Source organism: Paenibacillus paridis (assembly GCF_006345825.1).
Taxonomy (GTDB): domain Bacteria; phylum Bacillota; class Bacilli; order Paenibacillales; family Paenibacillaceae; genus Pristimantibacillus; species Pristimantibacillus paridis.
Window position 1 is genome coordinate 914,114 of the sequence record NZ_VCIX01000092.1, and the last position, 24,550, is coordinate 938,663.

At 46.0% G+C, this 24,550-nt stretch carries 22 protein-coding genes and 2 tRNA genes; 11 read left to right on the top strand and 13 right to left on the bottom strand.

Annotated elements, in window-relative coordinates; translation table 11 throughout:
- Positions 1-921: 921 nt before the first annotated feature.
- The gene (locus tag FJQ58_RS25885; protein WP_139997759.1) at positions 922-1,473 is read right to left on the bottom strand and encodes a TetR/AcrR family transcriptional regulator; all 552 of its coding nucleotides are present in this window, start codon (positions 1,471-1,473) and stop codon (positions 922-924) included.
- A 205-nt stretch (positions 1,474-1,678) separates the two neighbouring features.
- Here FJQ58_RS25885 and FJQ58_RS25890 point away from each other — a divergent pair, with 205 nt between their 5' ends.
- The 3 genes from FJQ58_RS25890 (at position 1,679) to FJQ58_RS25900 (ending at position 5,413) form a co-directional block, all read left to right on the top strand.
- A complete protein-coding gene (locus FJQ58_RS25890) occupies positions 1,679-2,614 on the top strand; it encodes a ketopantoate reductase family protein (RefSeq protein WP_139997762.1) in 936 nt (311 codons plus the stop codon).
- 535 nt (positions 2,615-3,149) lie between these two features.
- Positions 3,150-4,859, top strand: a complete 1,710-nt coding sequence (locus FJQ58_RS25895; RefSeq protein WP_139997764.1) for an alpha/beta hydrolase family protein — start codon at positions 3,150-3,152, stop codon at positions 4,857-4,859.
- A gap of 230 nt (positions 4,860-5,089) precedes the next feature.
- A complete protein-coding gene (locus FJQ58_RS25900) occupies positions 5,090-5,413 on the top strand; it encodes a hypothetical protein (RefSeq protein WP_162341773.1) in 324 nt (107 codons plus the stop codon).
- Positions 5,414-5,455: 42 nt separating this feature from the next.
- Here the strand turns inward: FJQ58_RS25900 and FJQ58_RS25905 are convergent, their stop codons facing one another.
- Positions 5,456-6,319, bottom strand: coding sequence for an SDR family oxidoreductase (locus tag FJQ58_RS25905; RefSeq protein WP_139997766.1), 864 nt, complete (start codon positions 6,317-6,319; stop codon positions 5,456-5,458).
- A 154-nt stretch (positions 6,320-6,473) separates the two neighbouring features.
- Here FJQ58_RS25905 and FJQ58_RS25910 point away from each other — a divergent pair, with 154 nt between their 5' ends.
- The gene (locus tag FJQ58_RS25910; protein ID WP_139997768.1) at positions 6,474-7,784 is read left to right on the top strand and encodes an amino acid permease; all 1,311 of its coding nucleotides are present in this window, start codon (positions 6,474-6,476) and stop codon (positions 7,782-7,784) included.
- Positions 7,785-7,795: 11 nt separating this feature from the next.
- Here the strand turns inward: FJQ58_RS25910 and FJQ58_RS25915 are convergent, their stop codons facing one another.
- From FJQ58_RS25915 to FJQ58_RS25945, 7 genes are all read right to left on the bottom strand, one after another.
- Positions 7,796-8,569: a YqcI/YcgG family protein gene (locus FJQ58_RS25915; RefSeq protein ID WP_139997770.1), complete on the bottom strand. Its 774-nt coding sequence runs from the start codon at positions 8,567-8,569 to the stop codon at positions 7,796-7,798.
- A 75-nt stretch (positions 8,570-8,644) separates the two neighbouring features.
- Positions 8,645-9,271, bottom strand: a complete 627-nt coding sequence (locus FJQ58_RS25920; RefSeq protein ID WP_139997772.1) for a LysE family translocator — start codon at positions 9,269-9,271, stop codon at positions 8,645-8,647.
- A 72-nt stretch (positions 9,272-9,343) separates the two neighbouring features.
- Positions 9,344-9,934 (bottom strand): DUF1989 domain-containing protein, encoded by a 591-nt coding sequence (locus tag FJQ58_RS25925; protein ID WP_139997774.1) that lies wholly within the window; start codon positions 9,932-9,934, stop codon positions 9,344-9,346.
- Positions 9,935-10,001: 67 nt separating this feature from the next.
- Positions 10,002-11,000: an alpha/beta hydrolase gene (locus FJQ58_RS25930; protein WP_139997777.1), complete on the bottom strand. Its 999-nt coding sequence runs from the start codon at positions 10,998-11,000 to the stop codon at positions 10,002-10,004.
- Positions 11,001-11,046: 46 nt separating this feature from the next.
- On the bottom strand, positions 11,047-11,478 hold the full coding sequence (gene arsC, locus FJQ58_RS25935) for an arsenate reductase (thioredoxin) (RefSeq protein ID WP_139997779.1): 432 nt from the start codon (positions 11,476-11,478) through the stop codon (positions 11,047-11,049).
- Positions 11,479-11,504: 26 nt separating this feature from the next.
- Positions 11,505-12,797: an arsenic transporter gene (locus FJQ58_RS25940; protein ID WP_139997781.1), complete on the bottom strand. Its 1,293-nt coding sequence runs from the start codon at positions 12,795-12,797 to the stop codon at positions 11,505-11,507.
- Positions 12,798-12,851: 54 nt separating this feature from the next.
- On the bottom strand, positions 12,852-13,169 hold the full coding sequence (locus FJQ58_RS25945) for an ArsR/SmtB family transcription factor (RefSeq protein ID WP_238404349.1): 318 nt from the start codon (positions 13,167-13,169) through the stop codon (positions 12,852-12,854).
- A gap of 155 nt (positions 13,170-13,324) precedes the next feature.
- Here FJQ58_RS25945 and FJQ58_RS25950 point away from each other — a divergent pair, with 155 nt between their 5' ends.
- Both FJQ58_RS25950 and FJQ58_RS25955 read left to right on the top strand, forming a co-directional pair.
- Positions 13,325-13,771, top strand: a complete 447-nt coding sequence (locus FJQ58_RS25950) for a MarR family winged helix-turn-helix transcriptional regulator (RefSeq protein ID WP_139997783.1) — start codon at positions 13,325-13,327, stop codon at positions 13,769-13,771.
- A gap of 148 nt (positions 13,772-13,919) precedes the next feature.
- Positions 13,920-15,227, top strand: a complete 1,308-nt coding sequence (locus tag FJQ58_RS25955; protein WP_139997785.1) for an NAD(P)-binding domain-containing protein — start codon at positions 13,920-13,922, stop codon at positions 15,225-15,227.
- Here the strand turns inward: FJQ58_RS25955 and FJQ58_RS25960 are convergent.
- Positions 15,189-16,631: a stalk domain-containing protein gene (locus tag FJQ58_RS25960; protein WP_139997787.1), complete on the bottom strand. Its 1,443-nt coding sequence runs from the start codon at positions 16,629-16,631 to the stop codon at positions 15,189-15,191. The two genes, FJQ58_RS25955 and FJQ58_RS25960, sit on opposite strands and share 39 nt — an antisense overlap.
- A gap of 227 nt (positions 16,632-16,858) precedes the next feature.
- Here FJQ58_RS25960 and FJQ58_RS25965 point away from each other — a divergent pair, with 227 nt between their 5' ends.
- Positions 16,859-18,310 carry an amidase family protein gene (locus FJQ58_RS25965; RefSeq protein ID WP_139997789.1) on the top strand — a complete coding sequence of 484 codons (1,452 nt, stop codon included), beginning with the start codon at positions 16,859-16,861 and terminating at the stop codon, positions 18,308-18,310.
- Positions 18,311-18,354: 44 nt separating this feature from the next.
- On the opposite strand, the gene FJQ58_RS25970 is transcribed toward FJQ58_RS25965, so the two are convergent.
- On the bottom strand, positions 18,355-18,564 hold the full coding sequence (locus FJQ58_RS25970; RefSeq protein WP_139997791.1) for a YrzA family protein: 210 nt from the start codon (positions 18,562-18,564) through the stop codon (positions 18,355-18,357).
- A 147-nt stretch (positions 18,565-18,711) separates the two neighbouring features.
- On the opposite strand from FJQ58_RS25970, the gene FJQ58_RS25975 reads away from it, so the two are divergent.
- Entirely contained in the window at positions 18,712-20,454 is a 1,743-nt protein-coding gene (locus FJQ58_RS25975; protein ID WP_139997793.1) for a hypothetical protein, read from the top strand.
- A gap of 375 nt (positions 20,455-20,829) precedes the next feature.
- Complete coding sequence (locus tag FJQ58_RS25980) at positions 20,830-22,209, top strand: M48 family metallopeptidase (protein WP_139997795.1); 1,380 nt, start codon at positions 20,830-20,832, stop codon at positions 22,207-22,209.
- Positions 22,210-22,273: 64 nt separating this feature from the next.
- On the opposite strand, the gene FJQ58_RS25985 is transcribed toward FJQ58_RS25980, so the two are convergent.
- Together FJQ58_RS25985 and FJQ58_RS25990 are read right to left on the bottom strand one after the other, a co-directional pair.
- Positions 22,274-22,350, bottom strand: a tRNA-Pro gene (locus FJQ58_RS25985).
- Between the two features lie 11 nt (positions 22,351-22,361).
- A tRNA-Thr gene (locus tag FJQ58_RS25990) sits at positions 22,362-22,437 on the bottom strand.
- Positions 22,438-22,530: 93 nt separating this feature from the next.
- Between FJQ58_RS25990 and FJQ58_RS25995 the strand changes: the two genes are divergently transcribed.
- Together FJQ58_RS25995 and FJQ58_RS26000 are read left to right on the top strand one after the other, a co-directional pair.
- Positions 22,531-23,652: a glycerate kinase gene (locus FJQ58_RS25995; protein WP_139997797.1), complete on the top strand. Its 1,122-nt coding sequence runs from the start codon at positions 22,531-22,533 to the stop codon at positions 23,650-23,652.
- 126 nt (positions 23,653-23,778) lie between these two features.
- Positions 23,779-24,492 carry an MOSC domain-containing protein gene (locus FJQ58_RS26000; protein ID WP_139997799.1) on the top strand — a complete coding sequence of 238 codons (714 nt, stop codon included), beginning with the start codon at positions 23,779-23,781 and terminating at the stop codon, positions 24,490-24,492.
- Positions 24,493-24,550: the final 58 nt, after the last annotated feature.

Genomic DNA, 24,550 nt, shown 5'->3' on the forward strand with positions numbered 1-24,550 from the left:
TAGTGAATGAATTTGAAAAATCAATCACTTTAACTGGATAACTTGAACTAAAGAAATGCAGTTTAAGCGAAGCGAGAAGATTGTTCTGAAGAAACGCAGTGAACGCTTTTGTAGCCGGATTCTTACCTTTACAGGTCTTGGTCAATCAAAGACCAAAACAAGAAACGTTAGTTCAATTTATATAGATAAGAATGAGGGTACAGGGCTGTTTCCTGGTTTGTTAACCTCATTTATTTGAGCTTTACCTTGTCTGTGTTTACGAATTCGAAGCAGCTGTGTTAGCTGGAATTTCTCCTGTTAAATTGCTGGATTTTAACCGTTTTGAACGTTTAACAGGAATTTCTCCTTCTAATTTCAGTAAATAAAAAGAAAATGATGGAAAACAGCTATTTTAACGGGAAGATTTCCATCTAAATTGCTCATCCAATCATTAACGCTATTTTAGCGGGAGAAATTCCATCTATTTCATAAAAATCTCATAAGGAAGAAAAGGATTTTTCGGATTGAAATTTTATTGTCTATAGAAAATGTAATGGAGGGAGTTTAAAGGAATTATTGAATATTTGCAACTCCGTGCAAGCAGCTGAGTCTAATAATATAAACATATTTGGATAGATCGACAGCATGCATTTCAACAGCTTTAGCTCAGCAAATCGATGTCACATAGCAAAAAAGAGTGCTATTCACTTTTGAAACAGCCATTTTTGAAAAATAACTAAATAAAAGGTAACTTGTCTCTTGATTATGTATCTAACCGTTTCCTACTTTTTCTTTCGAAAGAGGATAGGCTTCTGAATAAACGAAAGAAAAGCAGAGAAGAGAACCTCGCGGTTCTCTTCTCTGCTTTTCTTTGTCATTGTCTGCCTATGCCCTGAGTGCATGCGTCGCTCCATGCTGCTAATTTTTAATTTCATGCGAGAGCTAAGGAGCTATTTGATTGCGCTCAAGAAGCGACCATAACTCTTCAACCATCTCATTAGCTGAATAGGGCATCGAACGGGAAATCCACCATTCCACTACGCCAACCGCAGCAGAAGCTAGGAACTGCACTAAAATTTCCTTGTTTTTATGCTTATTAATGTCATTCATGTCTATTTGTTCACTGATACTTTGAAACATCATCTCCGTCATGCGGCTCCGGAAAGCAGATATGCTTTTATTCGTCATCAGAGTGGTATAAAAGAAGGCATGCTGTTCTATATATTCGAATGTGCGAAGCATCGATGCTTTAGGCGGGAGCGCGGATTTTTCATCGCTAGGCATACATAATTTATATAATTCGCCCAAATGAGTTTCTACACATTGATCCAGCAGATCAAATTTGTCTACATAATGCAAATAAACGGTACCTCTGTTTAAATTGGCCCGATGAGCAATCTCGTTAATGGTTACTTGCTCAAAATTTTTCTCTGCCATCAATTCGATAAATGCTTTCATAATGGCATCCCGCGTCTTGAGTATTCGTCTGTCCAATGGTTCCTCCTTTTACGCGGTTATTAACAGTCGCGCTGCATGTGTTGATTTATCAACATTTTGGGCTGTTTTAGCGATTGAAGCGTCATATCGTCGCTGGTAAGATTATTATATTGAACAAATGTTTATAAATCAACGAATGTTAATAGGCAAGGTGTATTGTTGTTCATATCATATGAAACATAGATAAAGCGAGGGATGTCAGTTGAGAATACTCGTATTCGGCGCAGGTGTTTTAGGCAGTTACCTTGCACATGCGTTAGTGCGCGGCGGAAATGACGTAACCATACTTGCCAGAGGTACCAGAGCTGAAGAATTACAAAGAGACGGACTTGTTATTCGTCATTACTTTCAAAGGAAAACGACCATTGATAAAGTGAAAGTGACGGATACCCTTCCATCCGATGACATTTATGATCTCATATTTGTCGTGATGAAATTTAACGATTTTCCATCCGTTCTGCCTATATTGGCAGAGAATCAAAGTCGCAATATCGTTCTGGTAGGCAATAATGCTGAGGCAGGAGTCATGCAAACTTTCTTGCAAGAAATCAGCGCAGCAGAAAAAAAGATCGTATTCGGTTTTCAGCTCAGCGGAGGTCGAAGAGAGAAGGGACGTATTCTCTGCATACGTGGTGGCGGGCAAATGGTACTCGGCGGTTTAGATGGCTCTGTGCCATTTAGAGCAATCCTTGAGAAGGCTTTTGAAAAGGCCAACTATAAATTAAGTTTTCATAACGATATGGATACATGGCTAAAAAGTCACATCGTTCCGATCTTGGCGTTGAACTCCGCTGTCTATTTCAAGAATGGCAGGATGAAGGAGATCGCGAAAGATAAAAAGCTGATCAAACAAATGATTGCTGCCATGGATGAGGGATTTAAAGTATTGGAATCGCTAGGCTATACAGTCACACCAGCCAATCAAGCGACCGTTATTCGTAAATACAAACGCTTGGTTTACCTATTTCTAATCATTTATCATCGGTTGCCCATTGCACAAAAAATAGATGGGTCATTTGAAGAGATCGCAGCACTGCATAAAAAGTTTAAGGAGTGGAGGCAAACAACTCCTATTTCGGTACCTAGATGGGATGAAATGGAAGAACAGTTCATCTCCAAGTTTAATGGGAGAAGTTAGTTTGATTAGTCTTGTTAAGCCACAGTGAACAAAAAAACTCGAAAAAGACTAAGCTTTCTTTTTGCGAAAGAGGCGCTTAGTCTTTCTTTTATCTCGCATAATACGCCAATCTAAGGCTGGATCATTAGTCCTGCGGCCGATATTTTTTCCATTTGCGGATTTTCGCCCGGAACGTTTTGAAGGGGCTGCGGAATTAGCTCTACCGCAATGTCATTGAATTCACTATACAAAAGTAAATAACCACTATGGATAGCTTCTATTAATTCAGCTTTGGATTGATAGTCGTAATTGCTTATTTCTAGCACACTCCTCGTTCTTTTTAACTGGTTTATCATGTATAGAGTAAAAAATGTGAAACTTTGTAAACTGGAATGACGTATAGTAGATTGATGTTCTGCCCTAGAGGGGCGAAATTACTTCGAGTGTTTCGAAAAATTTTAACTGAACTGAACTGAACTGAACTGAACGAATGCGGACTCTCAACCGTCTAAGGGTACATAGCAATTATTTTCTTAACTAAAGGAGTGTTTATGGAATGAAACCAACTTCTAACCGCAGTAAGAAAAATATAATCGCCGCTTCACTCGTACTTGCCATGACAATGCCTGCAGCTGCGCAAGCAAGCGCTAATGTCGCATTACAAGCTAATGAATTAGCGCAACAAACGGATACTTCCGCGCAGGTTGCAAACGGGCAATTGATCCCAGTCAGAATCGTGGCTGAAACGTTGGGCGCAGAGCTGAAATGGAACGCGACAAATAAGGCGGTTACAATTACGAAAGGAACTAGCCAGATTGTGCTGACCATAGGGAAATCCGTTGCGATCGTAGACGGGAAACAGGTGCAATCCGGACAAGTACTCCTTGATAAAAATGGAAATATGCTTGCTCAGCTTAGGTTTATAAATGAAGCGCTTGGAAGCAACGTCACGTGGAATGCCGACCAACAATCGGTCATATTTGGTGAAAATGATTATGCGGGGCGGGCAAGCTCCTTTGTGTATCAGCTCTTCAACAACCAGCATGCCAAGCTCGCGACAACGCTGAATGAGCAATTGAAGAAATCACTGCCCGCTCAGGCATTGAACGCTATTTCACAGCAGTATCCGCTTGTCTATGGAGCTCCTACCAAGCAGCTTTCGACTGCAATCGAGAACAATGACGTGCACACGAACGTTGTTATGGTTTACGAAACCGACAAAACGCCTCTTGCCATAACCGTCAGATTTGATAAAGCGGGCCTTATTGATGATTTGTATTTTGAACTGGCCGCTCCTGCAGGGCAATATGCTAAGCCGGCCTATGATAAAAGCAATTACGCGGAGGAAGAGGTTGTCGTAGGCGAAGGAGAGTTTGCTCTTCCAGGAACACTGACGGTACCTGCCGGTGAAGGTCCGTTCCCAGTTGTCATACTCGTTCAAGGCTCTGGCCCTCATGATCGCGATTCTACGATCGGCGGCACTAAAGTTTTCAAGGATATCGCTGCCGGCTTGGCTGCCCAAAATATTGCCGTATTGCGCTATGAGAAAATTTCCAGAGAGCATACCTTTAAGCTTTCAAGCCAGCCCACCTTTTCCGTCAAAAATGAATCGGCAGATGACGCTTTAAGAGCGGTTGCCTTATTGAAAAAGACCGACAAAATCGATTCGTCACGAATCTTTGTAGCCGGACATAGCCAAGGCGGCTATGTGATGCCAATGATTATCGACAACGATCGTAACAATGATATAGCTGGAGCTATATTGCTCTCAGCGCCCAGCGAGAATATCACGACCGTACTGGTCGAGCAGCAAAATGAAGGACTGGACCGGATGAAAAAATTGGGTCTCCCCGCCGAAATGATCGCTAGCCAAGAACAAGCGGCAGAGGCGTGGACGAGTATCGTTGAAATGATTCATAATCCGGACTATTCAGCAGAGAAGCCGCCAGCGAATTTCCCTGTTCCGCCTGCCTATTGGTGGTACGAGCAGCGGGATTACGAGCCGGCAGCAGCAGCACAAAAGCAGACTAAGCCTCTCTTGATCTTGCAAGGCGAGAACGACTGGCAAGTATCTATGAAGCAGCTTGAGGGCTGGAAAAAAGCTTTGCAAGCCAAGCCTGAGGTGAAGTTTGTATCTTACCCGAACGTAAACCACTTGCTCACGGAATATGAAGGCTTGTCCATCGGGATAGAATACAATACGGCTGCTCATGTGTCAGCTTCAATTATTAACGATATGGCGACATGGGTGAACAGCAAGAAATAAGCTTGAAATGACGGAAGGGATGCTAAGCGCATAACCCTTCCGTTTTTTGTTTTGCCATCTTGCCGTCTGCAGATCGAGCTATTTTCGAAGTGGAGTTGCCTCAAAAGCTAGAAGCAAAGTCTATTATTCTATAAAACCCTCATCTGTCTATTACGAAAGCTAGAGTTAGTTCATATGTTGTAAGTATCTTCTAAGAGGAGGAATTGCGCATATGGCAAAAGAAAAGAAAAATGCAAAAAACAGCTCTGCTGGTAACCGTACAGGAGGAAACCGCACAGGCGGCAATCGTACAGGAGGAAACCGCACAGGCGGCAACCGTACAGGAGGAAACCGCACAGGCGGCAACCGTACAGGAGGAAACCGCACAGGCGGCAACCGTACAGGAGGAAACCGCACGGGCGGCAACCGTACAGGAGGAAACCGCACGGGCGGCAACCGTACAGGAGGAAACCGTACTGGAGGTAACCGCACAGGCGGCAACCGTTCAGGTGGCCCTATGCCACGCGCTGCCGAGGAAGGTACAACCGAATAATGCAGTGAGCAACCTGCGGTGAGTGAGCAGCTTATTTCTCTTCTGAGAAATAAGCTGCTTTTTCCTATTCTTGCTCTGTTCTCTTGCGCGTCAGCTTAGCTAAGTCATCCCACTGGTCTTCCGTGATTTCTGATAAGCCGTTGAACTGCCCGGCACCTTGGAGCCATTCTCCTCCATCAATGGTTACCACTTCACCATTCATGTAGGCGGCATAGTCGGAGACCAGGAAAGCAGCGAGATTGGCCAGCTCTTCTTTGTCACCCACCCGTTTTAGCGGTACGCGGCCCAGCAGCTTTTGTTCCAGCTCCGGCGTAGGAGACAGCCGTGACCATGCTCCCTCAGTAGGAAAAGGTCCTGGAGCTATCGCGACCTGCCGAATGCCATAGGGGGCCCACTCTACGGCGAGGGATCTTGTTAATGCGAGTACGCCAGCTTTGGCTGCTGCGGAAGGAACGACATATCCTGATCCGGTTGAAGCGTAAGTTGTAACGATATTCAGCATCGTACCGGCTCTTCGTTGTTCAATCCAGCGTTTGCCGACCTCAAGGGTTGTATAAAACGTCCCATGCAGCACGATATTTAAGATTGTATCTACGGCTCGGGTCGATAAGCGATGGGTCGGACTTATGAAATTGCCGGCAGCATTATTCACAAGGACATCGATATGGCCATAATGCTTTTCAACCGCATCGATCAGGTCGAACACTTGGCCAGGCTCCCGGACATCACAGCTTTTATAATAAACGTCGTTTGCTTCTATGCTCATCTCTTTTGCTGCCCTTTCGAGAACACGCTCGTTTCGGCTGGCAATGGCGACATTAGCCCCTACAGCTAAAAACTTCTCAGCCATCGCACGGCCTAGCCCTGTCGCCCCGCCCGTAATCAGGATGACCTTACCCTTCAACAGTTCAGCAGAAAATGGTCCCATTTTGCCAGCCTCCCCTTAAGCTTGAGCAATCGTTTGATTCATCATATCGATATCCATCCCAAAGTATGTGCGAAAGGGAAGGAGCCGTACCGCAAATATGAGAATAAAAACCAGTCTGCTTAGGAACAGTAAACGTGATAGGGAGGCGAGTGGAATGGGAACAAAAGAGGACAAGCTGTCTTGGTGGCAGTTTTCTTTATTTGGCGTAGGCTGTACGATTGGTACGGGTTTTTTTCTGGGCTCAAGCATCGCGATCAAGAAAAGCGGAGGGTTGGTGCTCATTATTTTTTTGCTGGCGGCACTGGCTACTCTATTTGTCTATGAGGCACTAGCTCAAATGACAGCCAAACATCCAGAGAAAGGCTCCTTCCGAACGTATGCCAAAGAAGCCTTTGGCAGATGGGCGGGCTTTAGCATGGGCTGGGTCTATTGGTCCTCAGAGATGCTTATTTTGGGCAGCTCACTAACCGCAATCGGTTTATTTTCGCAATATTGGTTCCCTGGCGTTCCGCTGTGGATTTTCGCTGCCGGTTACTCGGTGCTCGCTTTGCTAGTTGTGATTTTAGGGTCAAGCGGAATCAATAAGGCGGAGAATCTATTTGCGGTCGTGAAAATAGCAGCCATTGTGATGTTTATAGTGGTTGCAGGGTTTGCCCTTATTAAAGGCTCAGGATCGGCGCAATCCGTTACGGAGAGCGTCTCGGAATGGGGAGGCGCGGGCTGGATGGGGGCTTGGCGCGGATTGCTGTATGCCTTTTATGCCTTTAGCGGCATTGAAGTGATGGGGTTTATGGCGATGAACCTTAGCAAACCGAAGGAAGCGCCAAAAGCAGGGAGAGTCATGCTCATTGTGGTGACGCTATTATACATGCTTTCCATTGGATTAGCGCTTCTGTTCATTACAAAGGATCATTTGACGCTGGACAAAAGTCCGCTCATCCTTCCTTTGTCCAGCCTAGGTTTGCCTATTCTCGTACATATTTTAAACGGCGTGCTGATCGTTGCAGGCTTCTCGATTTTAGTTGCCTCGCTTTACGGGGTTTCAACGATGCTCTCTGCTTTGTCCGATGATGGGGATGCGCCTGCATGGCTGGCCAAGAAGAAAGGAAAACGCCAGCTTCCACTCTATGCGCTTGCTGTCAATACGGCAGGGCTGTGCATTTCCATAGTATTGGCTTTAGTCATGCCCAAGAGCATCTTCGAGCATATTACGACGGCGGGCGGGCTGGTACTTCTGTATACGTGGCTCTTTGTTCTAATTACTTACCTTAAGCTGCTGAAGCCGAAAATTGGCGGTCAGATTAAATCTTGGGTCGCTATGGTGCTGATTGCCGCGGCAGTTTCGGGTATTCTTGCCGAAAAATCAGGTCGAGCCGGCTTTTGGACGAGCTTGCTGATTGTGGTTATCGTCCTTCTGATTACTTGGATGATGAATCGCAAATGGGCGCAGAAGGGAACGACGTAATTGCTTATCCTTTATTTGTGAAACTTGATTCCCAAGCTCTTGAACTTGTTCTTCATATAAGTAAACGGGCATTTGGAGGGCACGCTCTCGTCATCCCGCAAGAAGTACTGCTTCCACTCATGATTGTCTTCTTGCCCATACCATTTGAGCGAAGGGTGGGCGGGAATGCCGTCATATTCAACCAGCTTTTTCCGGATCAGTTTCTTCATATTGCGTCCAAACGGAGTGGAGTCATTAATCTCTTCAAACACGAAGCGGGGCTGGAACGCAATGAGAAAATGAGGCGACATCCGGCTTTTCCGTGCTTCATGGGATGGCGTGCTGCAAAAGGCGAAATAGGGCTGGCCATCATAACAAAATTCCCAGGAATGGTGGGAAGGGTCCGTAGAGATAGCTTCCGGCCAAGGCGTCTCGTCCTTTGCGCTTACCCGGCTGAGCACTGACCAGAACAGCTGCTCATAATCATCGACGCGAAAGTCGTTCAACATCTCTTCAGGCGTTTTGAAGAAAATAACGAGCGAAGCGTATTTTCCGGTGTCACGGGCACATCCGCCATATTCCTTAAGCAGCTGCGAAACCTCTGAAATGGCTTGCTCATCTCTCGGGTCGTTGGCAAAGCCAAAGCGCAAATTATTGGTCAAAAAGCCATGTCGGCCGGGGATGCAAGGATATTTGTTGTCGGCGTCTGCAATCATGCTGCCGAATTGACGAAAGGCATCCTGCTGCCAATCCGGTAAATCGTTGAGATGCTCATCAAGCCAGACTTTACTAGTGAGTTCAGCCATAAAACAAAAAAACCTCCTTCAGAAAGTACGACGAGGCATACTATGCGAAGGAGGGGCTATAGGTGAATGTCCAGCTTAATGGGTAAGCTGCAAGAACGCTTGATAACCAAAGTATAGGCCAAAGACAATCAACGATATGCCAGCCAGTACCGAAATGACTTGCAAGGTGGTTTGATTGCCGAACTTGTGGAAGGTGCTCGCAAGCGTAGCCATCACCACATCCCAGAGCAGGATGCCGGCGAAGATCCCGAAGCTGTGCCACAGCACTTGTGCAAAGCCATGCTGCTGCACGCTTTCTGCAAGGATAGAGCCGTAAATGCCTAGCCAAAACAAAATGTTTAATGGGTTGGTAAGCGCCATGAGAAAGCCGGAGCGGAAGGAGCTCGATTTTGTAGCGGTTTCGATTCCGCGAGTAGCTACTGCTTTTTTCATGTTTTTTAAGGTTTCGATTCCCGTATACAGCAGCACGAAGCTGCCGAACAGCCACAAAAATGTTTTCATAAACGGCGTATCCAAAAAATGGGCTAGTCCAAAATAAATAAGGAGCATGTACAACAAATCCGCGCACATTGCTCCAAATCCGACCAGCCAAGCGTGGGTAAAGCCAAAACGTGCTCCCTTATCCAGCTGAGCAGCGTTAATCGGACCGATCGGCGCTGACAGCGACAGACCAAGAAACATATAAGCAAAAAAAGCATTCATTCACATCGCTCCTTGAATAGAAATGGACTTGTACAAGTCATTATATTCAAGGAGTTCTGGAGCTAGAAGAATTTAGATAATCTCAGCTTCAATGTCTGTGCATTTGTAGCCGTTGCATTCGCTCTCCTCGCAGGGACACGCAGAAATAGCGATAATCAAATCCATTTCAGCACGAAGCTCAATATAATCGCCAGGCTTCGAGAGAGGCCTTTCCACGCTAATTTCTCCCGATGCTTGAATGACAGTATTCATGAATAGATTAAAGGGATAGTGCTGATCAGGTACGGGGATATGGAAAGGCTTTAAGGCTTCATTGATATTTTGGTAGCAGCTTGCATGATTTTTTTTGTTGTATAATACGTCATACATTTCGGGACGACAAGCGGAATTAATGAAATCATGCCGACCAACCGTATCACGGATAATCGTCAACATGGGTCTGTACTTGTTGGAATACAGCACATCATTCGGTTGAATATTCATTGTATGCAGAGCATCCATTGTGACGCCGGGGTCCAGACGTTCAGTAATATCGCCTGCTTGATAGGCAACAAAATCAGCTACTTGTTCGCCTTCCACATCCGTAACTCGGACAATTTCTCCTTGCTTTAGCCGAAAGCCAACACCCTGCGTGGCTGGAATTAGCCATTTTTGCTTTAGCATTTACGTTGTGCCCTCCTGTTGATGAGTGTGACTTCCCTTCTAACAGTATGGCTCTGAATGGAATGGGCTATCCGGCTGCATATCGCCCAAGAAAGTCGATGATTTTCTTCTCATAGGCTGCTTTGTCGATCAAATAGGCCATCCCATGCCCGGCGCCTTCAACAATGAGCATTTCCTTGTCCGAACGGCAAGCTTCGTAAAGTCTCCATACCATTTCCGTTGGCACGAATAGATCATCTGAGCCGTGAATAAACAGCATGGGCAGTTTGTTTTTCTCGAGCTGCTTCAGGGCCGAGGCTTCATTAAAATGATAGCCTGCTTTCAGTTTGGTCAGTAAGCTGGTCGCAGGCAGGATTGGAAATGCGGGCAGCTTGTACATCCTCTTTAATTGATAGAGGAGCTGGTCATGAACGGAGGTGTAGCCGCAGTCTTCAACGATGGCTTTTACTTGCCTCGGCAGTTGTTCTCCGCTAATCATCATGACCGTAGCGCCGCCCATTGAAATGCCGTGCAATACAATTTGTGCGGAGTCGCCTACCACCTTGATCACTTGACCAATCCATTGCAGGTAATCCTTCCGGTCAGGCCAGCCGAAGCCAATGTAATCGCCTTCGCTGCTGCCGTGGCCGCGGTCGTCAGGCATCAGCACGTTATAGCCCAGTCGCTCATGATAAAATTTAGCAAAACTGCCCATATCCTTGCCTTTGGATGTATAACCGTGAGCCAGAATGACGGTTTTATTCGTTGATGACTTGGCTGGAAGGAAATAACTCACAAGAGCAAGCCCATCGTCAGAGGTTAAAGTCCAAGTATCATAGCTTTGGTCTTCTATCCATTCCACGCCAACGGCTTCCACAGGCGTTGGCTGAGCAACTTCCGTGAGTGTAGCCGCCGCTTGTTCATTTGCTTTTTTATTGTCGCTAATTTGAACCAAATCATCGTTATTGCTCAAAAACTCCTTGTTATTTCGCTTAACTGCAAGGTTGTAGAAATAATAGCTTGCAGCAACTAAAGCTCCGAGCAACAGAATGATCAAGCTTCCTACCACGAGCAGTGCTATTTTCATCACAGAAAACTCCTCTAAATTTCTTGGTTATCAATTAAACGTTTATTTAAAAATAGCAGTGTTGTGCGTTCACAAAAGCTTCGACACGTGCTTTAATGGCATCCCGAACGCTTCGGAACTGGGCCATAATTTCCTCTTCTGTACCCGCTGCTTTGGCGGGATCATCAAAGCCCCAATGCCATTTCACCACATTCGGATTAGATATGACAGGGCAGTGCTCATCGGCATGGCCGCAAAGGGTAATGACATAGGTGGCACGATTCAGTAGGTCTGAATCAATTACGTTAGATTCATTTTCGCTAATATCAACGCCAGCTTCTCTCATGACTTGAACTGCTCTTGGATTCAGGCCGTGCGCTTCGAGCCCGGCGCTTTTTACTTCGAATTGTTCACTGCCCAAGGCGCTTAGAAATCCATCCGCCATTTGACTACGGCAAGAGTTACCCGTACACAAAAAATATACCAGCTTTTTTTCCATTTTGCATGGCTCCTTTAACATTCTTTTCAGTGGATGATGCTAAGCCATAAGTAAAGGCCAATTAAGGTAATAAACAAAACGGGAAGGGTGAGAACGATGCCAAGCTTAAAGTAATAGCCCCATGTGATTTTCACGCCTTTTTGAGCTAAGACATGCAGCCAAAGCAGCGTCGCGAGTGATCCAATGGGCGTCATTTTCGGACCCAAATCAGAACCTATGACATTCGCATAAATCAGGGCCTCACGCATCGCTCCATCCGTATTCGTTCCCTGAATTGCCAAAGCATCAATCATGACTGTAGGCATGTTGTTCATAAGGGAAGAGAGGATGGCGGCGATAAATCCCGTACCTAGCGTTGCTATGAATAAGCCTTGATCGGCGGTCCATTGAAAGACTTTGCCTAACTCATCGGTGAGCCCGACATTTCGCAGTCCATATACGACAACGTACATGCCGATGGAAAATACGACAACCGACCACGGTGCGCCTTTGATAACTGCGGCAGTAGGAATGGCTGTGCTCTTGCGTGCCGCGAGAATAAAGACTATTGCGGCTACGCCAGCAACAATAGAGACAGGAATCTGAACAAATTCGCTCGCTAGATAGGCTAATAATAATACTGCTAGTACGATCCAGGATAGCTTAAACATTCGCATATCTTTGATTACAGCACGGGGCTCTTTAAGCTGATTCAGATCATAATGCTTAGGAATTTGTTTTCCAAAAACCAAAAAGAGGACAATCAAGCTTGCTCCTATAGCAAAGAAATTCGGGATCATCATCCGACTGGCGTACTCAGCAAATCCAATACCGAAGAAGTCAGAGGAAACTATGTTGACGAGGTTGCTGACGATAAGCGGCAAGGAGGCCGTGTCCGAAATAAAACCGCTTGCCATAATGAATGGCAGAATCATACGATCATCGAACTTTAATGCCCTGACCATGGCAAGAACAATAGGCGTGAGAATAAGCGCAGCCCCATCATTGGCAAAAAAAGCTGCTACAGCAGCGCCGAGCAATACAACCAACGCGAACATCAGATATCCGTTGCCCTTTGCAAAACGTGCCATATGGAGTGCTGACCATTCAAAGAAGCCAATCTCATCCAAAATGAGCGAGATGAGGATGACGGCGACAAAAGCTAAGGTCGCATTCCAGACTATACCAGTGACGTCCCGCACATCATGAAAATCAACGACGCCAAAGATCAGAGCGAGCATAGCGCCGCCAGCTGCCGAATAACCAATATTCAGTCCTTTTGGCTGCCATATGACGAATAATAAAGTGAGAATAAAAATAAGGGATGCGACAACTAACATAGTTCCTCCTTTATATCATTGTTTATCAGTTGATCTGAAAAATAAGCTTGTCCATTAATTACAGCAGTCAGGATTTAGCTTCTCTAACTCTTCTTTCATGGAAGGAAGCAGGTCCAAAATGGCTTGGAGATAAGCCTTATTCTCCAGGTTTAATGAATAATAAACCCATTGTGCACGTCTTGTTTCATTGACCAAGCCGCCTGCTTTTAACTTTTTTAAATGCTGGCTTACGTTAGGCTGTGTCGTTTCAAGCACCGTTACAATATCACATACGCACAATTCCTTTTCTTTTAGCATTGCGAGTATGGTTAGGCGGGTTTTATCCGACAAGAGCTTCATCGTATCGGCTAAAGTATCCATCGGTTGTTTCATGTCATCACTCCTTCCCTGTTTATTATACTCATCTTTTAATATAAGTAAATGATTATATAAGTAATCGTTTATATAAGATGCGAAAATAAAAAATGTTAGGATTAACTTGTAATGTGCAAGTAATTGTGTTAAAACATAGCTAGGAGGTGTGAGCTTTGGAAGAACCGCGAGAGCTGCTGCAAACCTTAGCCAGGCAGTTTGGTTTGTTAAACAAGACCTGCTGTCAAATTAGTGGTGTAGATATATCCCTTATTCACAGTCATATCCTATACGAAATTGGGAGGCAGGATACTCCATCCATGCAAAAGATTGCAGAGAGGCTTGGCATAGATATCACGACCTTTAGCCGACAAATTCAATCCTTAATCAAGAATAAGCTAGTAAAGAAGACTGCTTCTCCTGAGGATCGTAGAGTATACCTGCTATCACTGACGACAGAGGGCAAGTTCGTAGCCGCTTCAATAGATAAAATAATGGATGATTACTTAGATGATGTTTTTTCATTCATGAATGATTTTGAGAAAGAAACGGTTATGCGGTCGCTTCAGCTGCTAAACATGAGCATGCAAAAATCAAAAATGTGCTGTACGCCTATGGGGTAACAAGATTACTCCATGTTTTTTGGGTAAATACTTGTAAAATGCAAGTATTAATTGTGAAAAAAGAGACATGAATATTATTTGCTATAAGGTACCTAGCTTAATTCCTGAATGAATAAATAGAATTGGTTGAAACGAGGAGGAGTATGAGATGAAACAGCAATTACCTGTAGCCATTATTGGGGGAGGCCCCGTGGGGCTTGCTGCTGCAGCACAATTAACAAAACGACAGATGCCATTTGTATTGTTTGAGCAGGGAACGTCGATAGGGGCATCTGTTCTTGAATGGGGCCACATCCAGATGTTCTCGCCATGGGAGTTCAATATCGATTCAGCAGCACGGGAACTTCTAACGCAATCGGGTTGGATGGCTCCTCCTAGCGAGGAGTTACCAACGGGCAAACAATTATTCGACGACTATTTGCTTCCGCTTTCAGAGCTTCTTTCATTCAAGCCCTTCATAAAAACGGAGGCGAGAGTAATCGCCATTCATCGTAAGGGTTTGGATAAAATGAAAACAGCTGGCAGAGAGGAAATGCCGTTTGAGGTAGTCTACGAAAGCAAACATAGCATCAATCGTTTGGATGCTTCCGCTGTTATTGATGCTACAGGCACCTGGAAGACACCAAACCCGATTGGGGCTAGCGGTAATCACGCGGCTCGTGAGATCGAATGTAGCTCACGCATTCATTATGGCATACCTGCATTGAATGGATCTCATGCAGAGCGTTATTTAGGGAAATCTGTGGCTGTCGTTGGGAGCGGGCATTCGGCTATCCATGCAGTGCTGTTGCTAAATGGGCTGAGGAGCCAAGATCCCAATACAACCATCCACTGGGTGTTGCGAAAATCAACCGTAGCTGACGTCTTTGGAGGCGGTGAGCTTGATGGGCTGCCTGCACGCGGAGAGCTTGGATTACGGGCTGCTGCACTTGTGCGTGAAGGTGCAGTCAATATTCATACGCCATTTCTCATCCATTCTATAGAACAAGATGGTGAGAAGCTAAATCTCATTGGGGAAGGGTCAGCCATAAACGCTGTGAATGAGATCATTGCGGCAACGGGAGCTAGGCCGGATTTTTCATTCCTCCGGGAGCTGCGTTATGAAGCTGACTCCGCCATTGAATGTGTACCAAGACTGGCGGAGCTTATTGATCCAAACCTTCATAGCTGCGGTACGGTTCAGCCTCATGGTGAGGCAGAGCTTAGACAGAGAGAGCATAATTTTTATGTTGTAGGCGGAAAGAGCTATGGACGCGCACCTACGTTTCTCCTTGCGACCGGTTACGAACAAGTCAGAAGCGTCGTAGCTGCTTTAGCAGGGGATTGGGACTCGGCTCGTGAAATAAAGCTGAATTTACCTGAAACTGGCGTTTGCAGTATTTCACGGCCAAAGTCAGCATTAAACGTTACGCAATCATCATGCTGTGGTACTGTTAATCAGAATCGTATCGTTTGAAGCATTCCATTTGACGCTGGCGCCCAGTGCTTCTGTAATGAAGCGGAGCGGAACGATTGTCTTAGCCTGATTATATCGGGGTGCTTCCGATACTTGTTTTGCCTTTCCGTTTATGGTGGTTTGCGTTTTATTTATTTCAAGCGTTATGCTCGTTTTGCCCTTGCTAATCGAAATTTTGCCGGCATCGTAATTGACTTTGGCACCCATCGACTGAAATACGTCGCGGAGTGGAACAAAGGTCGTTCCGTTTATAATGACAGGGTCAGCGCTTAGCTTCACGAAGTTATCATTGAGCATAATTGAGAAGCTTTTGACCACGGCAGCAGGCATGATTTCACTTACTGTTTTTGGCGGGGCAGAGCCTTGGCTGATAGACCAGTATTTTCCTGTGCCCCAGGACCACACCGTCCCTTTTCTATCCAAGGCCAGACCGCTATTTGGTGCTCTTGCTTCGATGGCGACAATTTGACTGAGGCTCTTAAGCTGATGAAGTGAGCCATTTTCTTCATTGTTCCAAACGGTTCCATTTTGTTGTAGAGCTAAGTTGTAATTGGAATTGTATGGGGCAGCCGAAATGGCTTTGAACCCGTTCATTGGCTTGGCAGATGAGGGCTCGTAATAACCGACGGACCCGTCTTTACGAAGCAGAAAAACATTTCCCATATCGTCATTGTACATTTCCGATACCGAGCTAATATTTTTTGTAGCCCAAGGCAGCGTGTCCTCGCCCATTCTGCCATTATTCCAATAGCCCCAGCGGTTGACACTGCCGTCTGCCCTGACGATCGACAAGTTGTTTGGCGATGCTGCGATGGCAGTAATGTCGGAACGTTTAATTAAGCCAGGCGAATAAGCATTCGCTTCATCGGTATTTTCATCATAAGTACGGCAATAGCTTTCGTTGAAGGTAAAATCGGATCTTGTCATGGCGGAGAGGCAGACATTTCCCCATATCCAAGCCGAGCCCTCCTTGGTGAGCGCAACGTGAAATGAATCACCGCTTGCGATAGCCACAATATCTTTCAGTCCCTTCACTTGTGCGGGCTCTCGGGATACATTGGTTTTCAGCTTGTCAATCATGCCGTTGCCAAGCTGCCCCCATTCATTGGTTCCCCAGGTCCAGACGGTACCGTCTGCTTTCAAAGCAATATTGCCCACCTCTGCAGCGATGGCACCCGGAATTTTCGGCCCACGTTGTGCCTGGTCGTTGCCTTTCCAAGTCCAGATGGTTCCGTCCTTCTCTAGCGCCAGATGCGATTCAAGCATGGAATCGATATCGATAATTCCCGTCAGGGCTATGCCCCTGAGGGTAACATCCTGCTTTGCGAACACCGTATTCGTCTGCAAAGTGCATACCGCCAGCAGAAGCAGCGTCAGTCCCGTCCATTTCTTAAGTGGTCTCATCCAGTGGACTCCTTCATATGCAATTTAAACTATAAACAGTTAGACGCAGCAGGGAGCCAAAAAGTTATTTAGGTCATTAAAAATAATTAGCGAAAGCTGCTGGGATTCGATGGAAGCGGATGAGCTGCAGATAATCTAATCACGATGAAAATCTGCTTTCTGTAAAAAAATAGTATATACTAGCGATATCAAGCATTTATTCGGATGATATAAGGAGTTAATGAGGCATGGATATCGTTGAAGCAACTATTTCATCCGTTCAAGAAGCGATGGAGGCTGGCGAGTTAACGTCACGAGCGCTGGTACTCATGTATTTCGAACGCATTGCCGCACATGACAAAGACGGTCTAACGATTAATTCGGTTCTCGAGCTCAATCCCGATGCGTTATTTATCGCTACGGCGTTAGATAACGAAAGGTTGGCTCAAGGGCCACGAGGCCCGCTTCACGGTATTCCTATTTTGCTGAAGGATAACATCAATACTGGTGATCTCATGCACACGAGTGCGGGGTCGTTGGCGCTTGCCCATTCCTATGCGGGTGAGGACGCTTTTATTGTAAAAAAACTTAGGGAAGCGGGAGCTGTCATTTTAGGCAAGGTAAATATGACGGAATTCGCCAACTTTATGACGGACGGCATGCCTTCAGGCTATAGCTCGCGCGGTGGTCAAGTACTGAATCCCTACAATATATCAGCGCCGACAGGGGGTTCGAGCGCAGGGTCGGGAGTGGCGGTAGCCTGCAACTTTTGCATGGCTTCCATCGGTACCGAAACCTCCGGTTCAATATTGAATCCCGGTAACCTGAGTTCTACTGTCGGTATTAAACCAACGGTCGGGCTTGTGAGCCGCAGCGGCATATTGCCGCTGTCGAACAGTCAGGATACGGCGGGGCCGATGGCAAGAACGGTAACGGATGCCGTGCATGTGTTGAATGCCATCGTTGCCCAAGATGCAGACGATGCATCCATGGGTGCAGGAAAGTGGCGCAAGCAAAGCGATTACAGCCTGTTCCTTGATCCAAAAGGACTGGAGGGCGCACGTATTGGCATTCCCAGAGATTATTTTTTCGAGGAATTGACGGACGAGCAGCTTGTGATCTTCAATGATGCGGTGGAGTTGATGAGGCAGCATGGCGCTACGATTGTAGACCCGGCTGATATCAGGACCGCACGGCAAATCGTCTATTCCTCCGTCGTGCTGAATGAATTTAAGTCGGCGATCAATGCCTATTTGTCGAAGCTGCCTCCAGGCTTCAAAATTCGCACGCTAAAGGATATTATCGCTTTTAATAACGAGCATCCGGTAGAGGCGCTGAAGTACGGACAATCTACGCTGCTGCTTGTTGAAACCACAACCTCAAGCACGCAGACAGAGCTGCCTTATTTGCGGGACCGATTGGCCGATTTGCGATTATGCAAGGAGGAAGGGATAGATGCCACAATGAAGGAGCACGGCCTTGACGCGCTGCTGTTTCCGGCTGATTTTGGGGCAAGAATTACTTCCCGCGCAGGTTATCCATCGATCGTTGTTCCGGCAGGATATACGGGAAAAGGTGTGCCGTTCGGCGTTACTTTTGCAGCGCGGGCGTTTGAGGAGCCTATGCTGATTAAGCTGGCATTCGCTTATGAACAGCTCAGCAAGGTACGAAAGGCTCCTTCCTTAAAAAGCTTTATTTAACATCGACAAAACCCCACATTCTTCAAAGGAATGTGGGGTTTTGTTTATTTCTTCGCTTTAAAGTGGACAACCGCGCTATAGAGCATTTTCTCGATTTTGGGATTGAATACGGCATGATGGCTCACATGGAAAACTTCAAGGAGAAGACCTTTGTTGTTCTCGATTTGTTGATCGATCTTACGCTCAAGCGTCTTCAAGTCATAAGCTTCAAAAAATTCGATTTTGTTCTCAATTAAATCCAGTCGGAAATCCATATGAATAGCTCCTAATCCAAAATGATTATTTGGTTCTATTATACAGTCGTCTTCTTTATTCACAAAGCTCATTTTAAATTTAAGGTATACAGCAGCAAGGCGGAATTATATAATTTAGTAAAATTATGGAATGAAAAGAGGCAGACGATGGAACAACAACCAGACATTTTACAAAAAAAAGAAGTAGGAGCAAGCAGCGCACAAGCAAGCATCCCGCAGCGGATATGGAAGTATAAGCTTCATTATTTGATTGTCATACCGGCACTATTGCTGCTGCTTCTTTTTAAATGGATCCCATTCTTGAACGGCGTTTTCCTCTCTTTTGTCGATTATCAAGTGTTTAAGGGGATCTGGGAGAGCGAGTGGGTAGCTTTAAATAACTTCACGCATTTGTTTGACGATCCCGTATTTCGTGAAGTGTTTAAGAACACCATAGTCATAAAAGGCTTGTATATCCTGATGAGCGGCGTGATCACCTTCTTGCTCGCGCTCGCACTAAGCAGTATACGTTCCAAGCTGCTGAGAGGATTCTTCTCGTCCTTATTTCTTGTTCCATTCTTTATTCCTTCCGTTGTGTTTGCCAGTATATTCATTTACGCACTCTCGCCAAGCACGTCTCCTTTTTTCTCAACAGGCTCGTTGATTTTGGTGGATGCGGGTTGGTTTCAGCCTGTGCTGGTCTGCATTGAAGTACTGAAAACATGCGGAATTCCAATCGTAATCGCGGTTGCAGCTATTGCAGCGAAGCATGCTATGGTAAGCGGTCATGGCAGCGGCGGGATCTCTTTCAAGCAGAGTTATTCGCAAATGAATGTCATACCTGCGGCAAGGGCGACAGCAGCCTTTATGGTGCTTCAGTTATCGACTTTGCTGACTACGGATTTTGAACTGCTGAATAGCTTGCTGAACCCGTTGGTATACGAGACAGGGGCTACGTTAGACCATTATAGCTATCAGGCCGGATTTTTAATGATGGAGGTAAGTAAATCTGCTGCTATAAGCATGGTTCAATATGGCATCCAGCTGCTCTTTACCATACTTGCTTATATCATCGTCAGAGGTTACTTCTTCAAAGATTTATTTCATAGCTATACCAGTGCTTCAGCTATCCAGTCAAACAGCAATGCTAAGAGCGCGATCGGCATTGCAACGGCTAGTCTGTATGCTGTAGTCGTCATTTTATTGCTTTTTATGTTATTTATTTTTCCGTTTACAGGATCATCGAATACGGACGTGACTAACAACCAGGTAGGGCAGCTGTTTACGTTTTCGAATACTTTCTATCATGTATTTGTTGATCTGTTTGCTGTATTTATATTTATGCTTATTACCGTTACGCTGGCTTACCCTCTAACGGTCAGAAGGCTGCCAGGCAGAAGAGCATATAAGCTGTTGCTGCTGCTTTCCTTCACGATGAGCGGCGGGCAAATCAGTGAATACATGTTTGCCCGAAATTTAGAAATGGTAAATACCATTTTCCCTCAGCTGTTTTTTGGTTTATTTAATCTAGCAGTCGTATTCGTACTCAAGAGTATATTTAATGCCAAGCATGCCGATTTAAAAATGCAGGCGGAAGCAGCGGGAAGGGGAGAGCTGCATACGTTCTTCACGCTTTTTATCCCGAAAATATGGAAGCCTTTGCTTGCCCTTGGGGCATTGCACTTTGTCATGCTGTGGAATGCCTATTATCCATCGCTGATTTATATGGCCAATCCGGAAAACCAATCCCCCATGCTCCAATTTATGCTGTTAACGAACACAGGGGAGTGGGACGCCAAGCAAATTCTCCGCCTTGGCGCATGGCTGAGCTTGCCTTCGGTTCTTTTATTTCTACTGTTTCGGAGATGGTTGACCTCCGAGGTGCTGATCGGCTCGATCAGAAAGCTGTAATTTTATATTTGTTATAAATGTTACTAATTTGTTAACGGAATTTATGGGCATCAAGCCATCCGTTCTTGTAAAATAGAGATAGAAGATAAAGGGGGTATATACAGATGGGAGTTCCTGTAGGCGTTTGGATTTTTTCGGGTATAATCGTTGTACTGCTCACTTGGCTTACGCTATGGATTACTAAGAAAGCTTATTCCAAAAAATGGGATGAATCGGATCATTAATTTGCGTAGAGTCCATAAATGATGAATAAATTAGAAATAAGACGCTTTGGCCATTAGCTAAAGCGTCTTATTTGTTCGTACAGAATGGTATATAATATGGTTGGGAAATCATGTATAATGTGGATACCAATTTTGAAGGAGCTGCCGGTTATTGAATAGCTATGAATTGAATTATAGGCTTGTACATAAGAAAGAGGAGCAATATTATACGCTGGCACTCGTGTTTAGCATTTTGGTTTACCTTGGCGCGTTGATCTCAGTTGTGTTTATTTTCGTGGTTTTAGCGCTTATTCTTCTGCCGTTGTTCGCCCAAGGCATCATGCTCGCCCATATTCGTACGAATGGCGTTAGGATTACATCCCGGCAATTCCCTGAAATATTCGAAATCGTCCAAGAGCAATGCGGCAAGATGGGTTTTGAAGCGATTCCAGACGTTTTTGTTATGGAGTCAAGCGGCGTGTTAAATGCGTTTGCCTCGCGGTTTTTTAGAAAAAACATGGTTGTGCTGTATTCCGATCTCTTTGAATTGATTCAGAAGGAGGGAGAGAAGGAACTAGCCTTCGTAATCGCGCATGAGCTTGCTCATCTGAAACGGAAGCATTTGTCCAAGCAGCTGTTCATTCTCCCCGCCATGTGGCTGCCGTTTCTCGGTGAAGCCTATTCACGCGCATGCGAATATACTTGTGACCGGATGGCTGTTTATTATACGAATAACGTGGAAGCGGCCATGAATGGGTTGACGATCTTAGCCATTGGGAAAACACTTTACCGTCGTGTGGACCGGGAAGAATATTTGCTGCAAAGCAGCAATGAGAGAGGGCTATTTGTATGGCTATCCGAGAAGCTGTCCACGCACCCTACGCTTCCCAAGCGCATTTATGCGATTCAGCAGTTTGCGGGGTTACCTTCAAGTATCGTATTTAAACCGCAAAGGATCGGTTTGATTCTTACACTGGCCTCCGCTGTGTTCATCGTTGGAGCGTTGTCCTTCGGCTTCTTGGTGTCCAAATCGGTCTCCACTTGGGTGACCACATTGGAAGAAAGAGGTTCGGCCGAAGAACTGCTGGCCGCGGCTTCCGCTTCAGATGCAAGCGAGGTTCAAGCGCTGTTAGATTCTGGCGCAGATCCGAATGCGGCCGATGAGGAAGGATGGACTTCCTTAATGTGGGCGGCACAATTCAACGAAACGGAAATAGGCTCGGCTTTGCTGGATGCGGGAGCAAATCCTGACCTGGTAGAGTTTAGCTATGAAGAAACGGCTCTCACAATCGCATTGTATAATTTCAGCTTTGAAATGGTCACGCTGCTTCTGGAGGAAGGGGCAAATCCGGATCTGGAGGATAGTACGGGCTGGACGCCGCTGATGACGGCAGCAACCAATGGAGATATGGAGGCGGCAATATTATTGTTGAAAGCCGGGGCTAATCCAGCGAAAACAGATCATAACGGGTATACAGCGGGTGATTATGCGAGTGATAACGGTTTTGACGATCTGGCGCTGCTGCTGCAAAAAACAGGCGAAGACGTGTAAAAAAAGAAGCTTGAGCAATCAAGCTTCTTTCATTTATATAGTATGCTTTAAATGTTGTGAACGATGGTCGGGACGACACGATTTGAACATGCGACCCCCTGGTCCCAAACCAGGTGCTCTACCAAGCTGAGCTACGTCCCGCTAAAAAAGAGTGGTGCCGTCGAGAGGACTTGAACCCCCAACCTACTGATTACAAGTCAGTTGCTCTACCAGTTGAGCTACAACGGCACGTGTATTTCGTTAAGCACAAGATGTATTATTGCATAGAACCTATTTCAATTGCAAGTGTTTTTTTTATTTTTTTTGGGAAGGTGGATGAGGATGAAAATCGTGCTGGCGCCAGACTCTTTCAAAGGCTCAGGAAGCGCTTATCAGATCGCAAAAGCAATGGAAATGGGGATTCGGAAAGTGAAGCCAGACGCCGAAATTATTCAGCTTCCAATGGCGGATGGGGGCGAGGGGACGATGGAGATCCTAGTGCATGCAACGGTTGGCCATTTTGTAGCACTGGCTGTGCATGATCCTCTAGGCCGAAGGATAGAAGCAAAATATGGCGTGCTGGGTGACGGCTTGACTGCCGTCATCGAGCTGGCGGAGGCTTCGGGTTTGCCATTGCTGGGTCCGCATGAAAGGAAACCGATGCATACCTCGACCTACGGTACAGGTGAAATGATTAACCATGCGCTTCAGGCAGGTTACCGCCAGTTTATCGTGTGTCTGGGCGGCAGTGCCACAAACGACGGAGGGGCTGGTATGCTTCAGGCACTCGGTCTGAAGCTGCTGGACGAAAGAGGGGCGGAGCTTTCTCCAGGGGGGATGCATTTGACGAATCTGCGTTCAATCGATGATTCGAATTTTAATGCTAATATCCGTGCTAGCCAATTCATCATCGCAGGAGATGTCCGTAACCCTCTGTGCGGGGATCAAGGAGCTTCCTTTGTATTCGCCCCGCAAAAAGGGGCCAGTGCGGAGGAGGTTCATTTATTGGACCAAGCGCTATTGCGATACGCGGATGTGATCCGCGAGCATACCGGGCTGGATGTAGCGAGTCAGCCCGGTAGCGGTGCTGCTGGTGGAACGGGTTCTGCTTTGCTGGCATTTTTCGGTGCCGATATGCAAGCGGGCGCCCGCCTTGTGATGGACAAGATTCATTTCGATGAGCAAATTCAAGATGCAGATTGGATCATTACAGGCGAAGGAAGACTGGATGGTCAGACTGGTGGAGGCAAAGTTATAGAAGCCGTGTGCCGATCAGCTGCCCTGCATCACATTCCGGTCATTGCCGTTTGCGGGTCCGTCGAGGCCAATCAGGAAGTGGCAGCAAGACTTGGGCTGCGCGCCGCCTTTTCACTCGTGCCGGGACCCTGCACCGTCCAGGAAGCCATAGGACATACGGAAGAGTGGCTGCAAGACCGAATGGCACATATTTTTAGTCTTCTATAGACAGTTACTGCGGCAACACATCATTGATGTTAGAGTGCGGGGCACTGTTCATTTGGATGAATACACTTTTAATGACAAATGGCCTATAATCGAATGATTACCCTAACATCGGAGGATTAGTTAATCGTGACTAGAGCAGTTGGAGAAATTAGCGAGATTCGCCGTTATCCTGTGAAGTCATTTGCTGGAGAACGACTTGACACATGCATGATTGACAGCTACGGCATTTATGGAGACCGTTTTTGCGCTTTTTATGATGAGAGGAAAGAGGGATGGGACAGCTTCTTTACAGCGAGAAAAAACGCTAGCATGCTATCCTATCAAGCCAGGTTGATCGGTGAAACGGTAATGGTTAAAGGGCCGGATGGCAGAAGCTTTGGTTGGAATGAAGAGCTTCTAAGTGAAATTCAACCCTTATCCAGACAGAAGCTGTCGATGAAGAGCTACTCTGCTCCAAACCCAGAAAATCCCGAGCTAAAGTCCGTCGATCTTGGCAGCATTTTAATCATTACAGACACATCGTTACGCAAACTAGAAGATCTATGGGGCAAGGCTTTGGATCACCGTCGTTTCCGTGCGAATTTTCTTATCACATTAAGCGATAGCTCGTTTGATGAGGGGGAATGGATGGGCAAACAATTAGAAGTGGGTGATGCAGCTCTGCAAGTGGACCAATACTGTGAGCGCTGCTCCATGATTACGCTTGATCCAGATTCGCTTGAACGGGATGCCTCTCTCTTGAAGCGGGTCAATGAGGAGCTGAATTTGAAATTCGGCGTGTATGCTTCCGTCAAGCAGACGGGGAATGTACGAATTGGGGATAAAGTATACATAAAGTAATTAGCGGTAAAGCCTTATGATTTCGGATATGAAAGAAGCAGCCCTGCGACATGCAGCG

Excerpts from the sequence above, each read along its gene's own strand:
- FJQ58_RS25895 (WP_139997764.1), top strand. The coding sequence starts at position 3,150 with ATGAAACCAACTTCTAACCGCAGTAAGAAAAATATAATCGCCGCTTCA.
- FJQ58_RS25900 (WP_162341773.1), top strand. The coding sequence starts at position 5,090 with ATGCAAAAAACAGCTCTGCTGGTAACCGTACAGGAGGAAACCGCACAG.
- FJQ58_RS25905 (WP_139997766.1), bottom strand. The coding sequence starts at position 6,319 with ATGGGACCATTTTCTGCTGAACTGTTGAAGGGTAAGGTCATCCTGATT.
- FJQ58_RS25910 (WP_139997768.1), top strand. The coding sequence starts at position 6,474 with ATGGGAACAAAAGAGGACAAGCTGTCTTGGTGGCAGTTTTCTTTATTT.
- FJQ58_RS25915 (WP_139997770.1), bottom strand. The coding sequence starts at position 8,569 with ATGGCTGAACTCACTAGTAAAGTCTGGCTTGATGAGCATCTCAACGAT.
- FJQ58_RS25920 (WP_139997772.1), bottom strand. The coding sequence starts at position 9,271 with ATGAATGCTTTTTTTGCTTATATGTTTCTTGGTCTGTCGCTGTCAGCG.
- FJQ58_RS25925 (WP_139997774.1), bottom strand. The coding sequence starts at position 9,934 with ATGCTAAAGCAAAAATGGCTAATTCCAGCCACGCAGGGTGTTGGCTTT.
- FJQ58_RS25930 (WP_139997777.1), bottom strand. The coding sequence starts at position 11,000 with ATGAAAATAGCACTGCTCGTGGTAGGAAGCTTGATCATTCTGTTGCTC.
- arsC (WP_139997779.1), bottom strand. The coding sequence starts at position 11,478 with ATGGAAAAAAAGCTGGTATATTTTTTGTGTACGGGTAACTCTTGCCGT.
- FJQ58_RS25940 (WP_139997781.1), bottom strand. The coding sequence starts at position 12,797 with ATGTTAGTTGTCGCATCCCTTATTTTTATTCTCACTTTATTATTCGTC.
- FJQ58_RS25945 (WP_238404349.1), bottom strand. The coding sequence starts at position 13,169 with ATGAAACAACCGATGGATACTTTAGCCGATACGATGAAGCTCTTGTCG.
- FJQ58_RS25955 (WP_139997785.1), top strand. The coding sequence starts at position 13,920 with ATGAAACAGCAATTACCTGTAGCCATTATTGGGGGAGGCCCCGTGGGG.
- FJQ58_RS25960 (WP_139997787.1), bottom strand. The coding sequence starts at position 16,631 with ATGAGACCACTTAAGAAATGGACGGGACTGACGCTGCTTCTGCTGGCG.
- FJQ58_RS25965 (WP_139997789.1), top strand. The coding sequence starts at position 16,859 with ATGGATATCGTTGAAGCAACTATTTCATCCGTTCAAGAAGCGATGGAG.
- FJQ58_RS25970 (WP_139997791.1), bottom strand. The coding sequence starts at position 18,564 with ATGGATTTCCGACTGGATTTAATTGAGAACAAAATCGAATTTTTTGAA.
- FJQ58_RS25975 (WP_139997793.1), top strand. The coding sequence starts at position 18,712 with ATGGAACAACAACCAGACATTTTACAAAAAAAAGAAGTAGGAGCAAGC.
- FJQ58_RS25995 (WP_139997797.1), top strand. The coding sequence starts at position 22,531 with ATGAAAATCGTGCTGGCGCCAGACTCTTTCAAAGGCTCAGGAAGCGCT.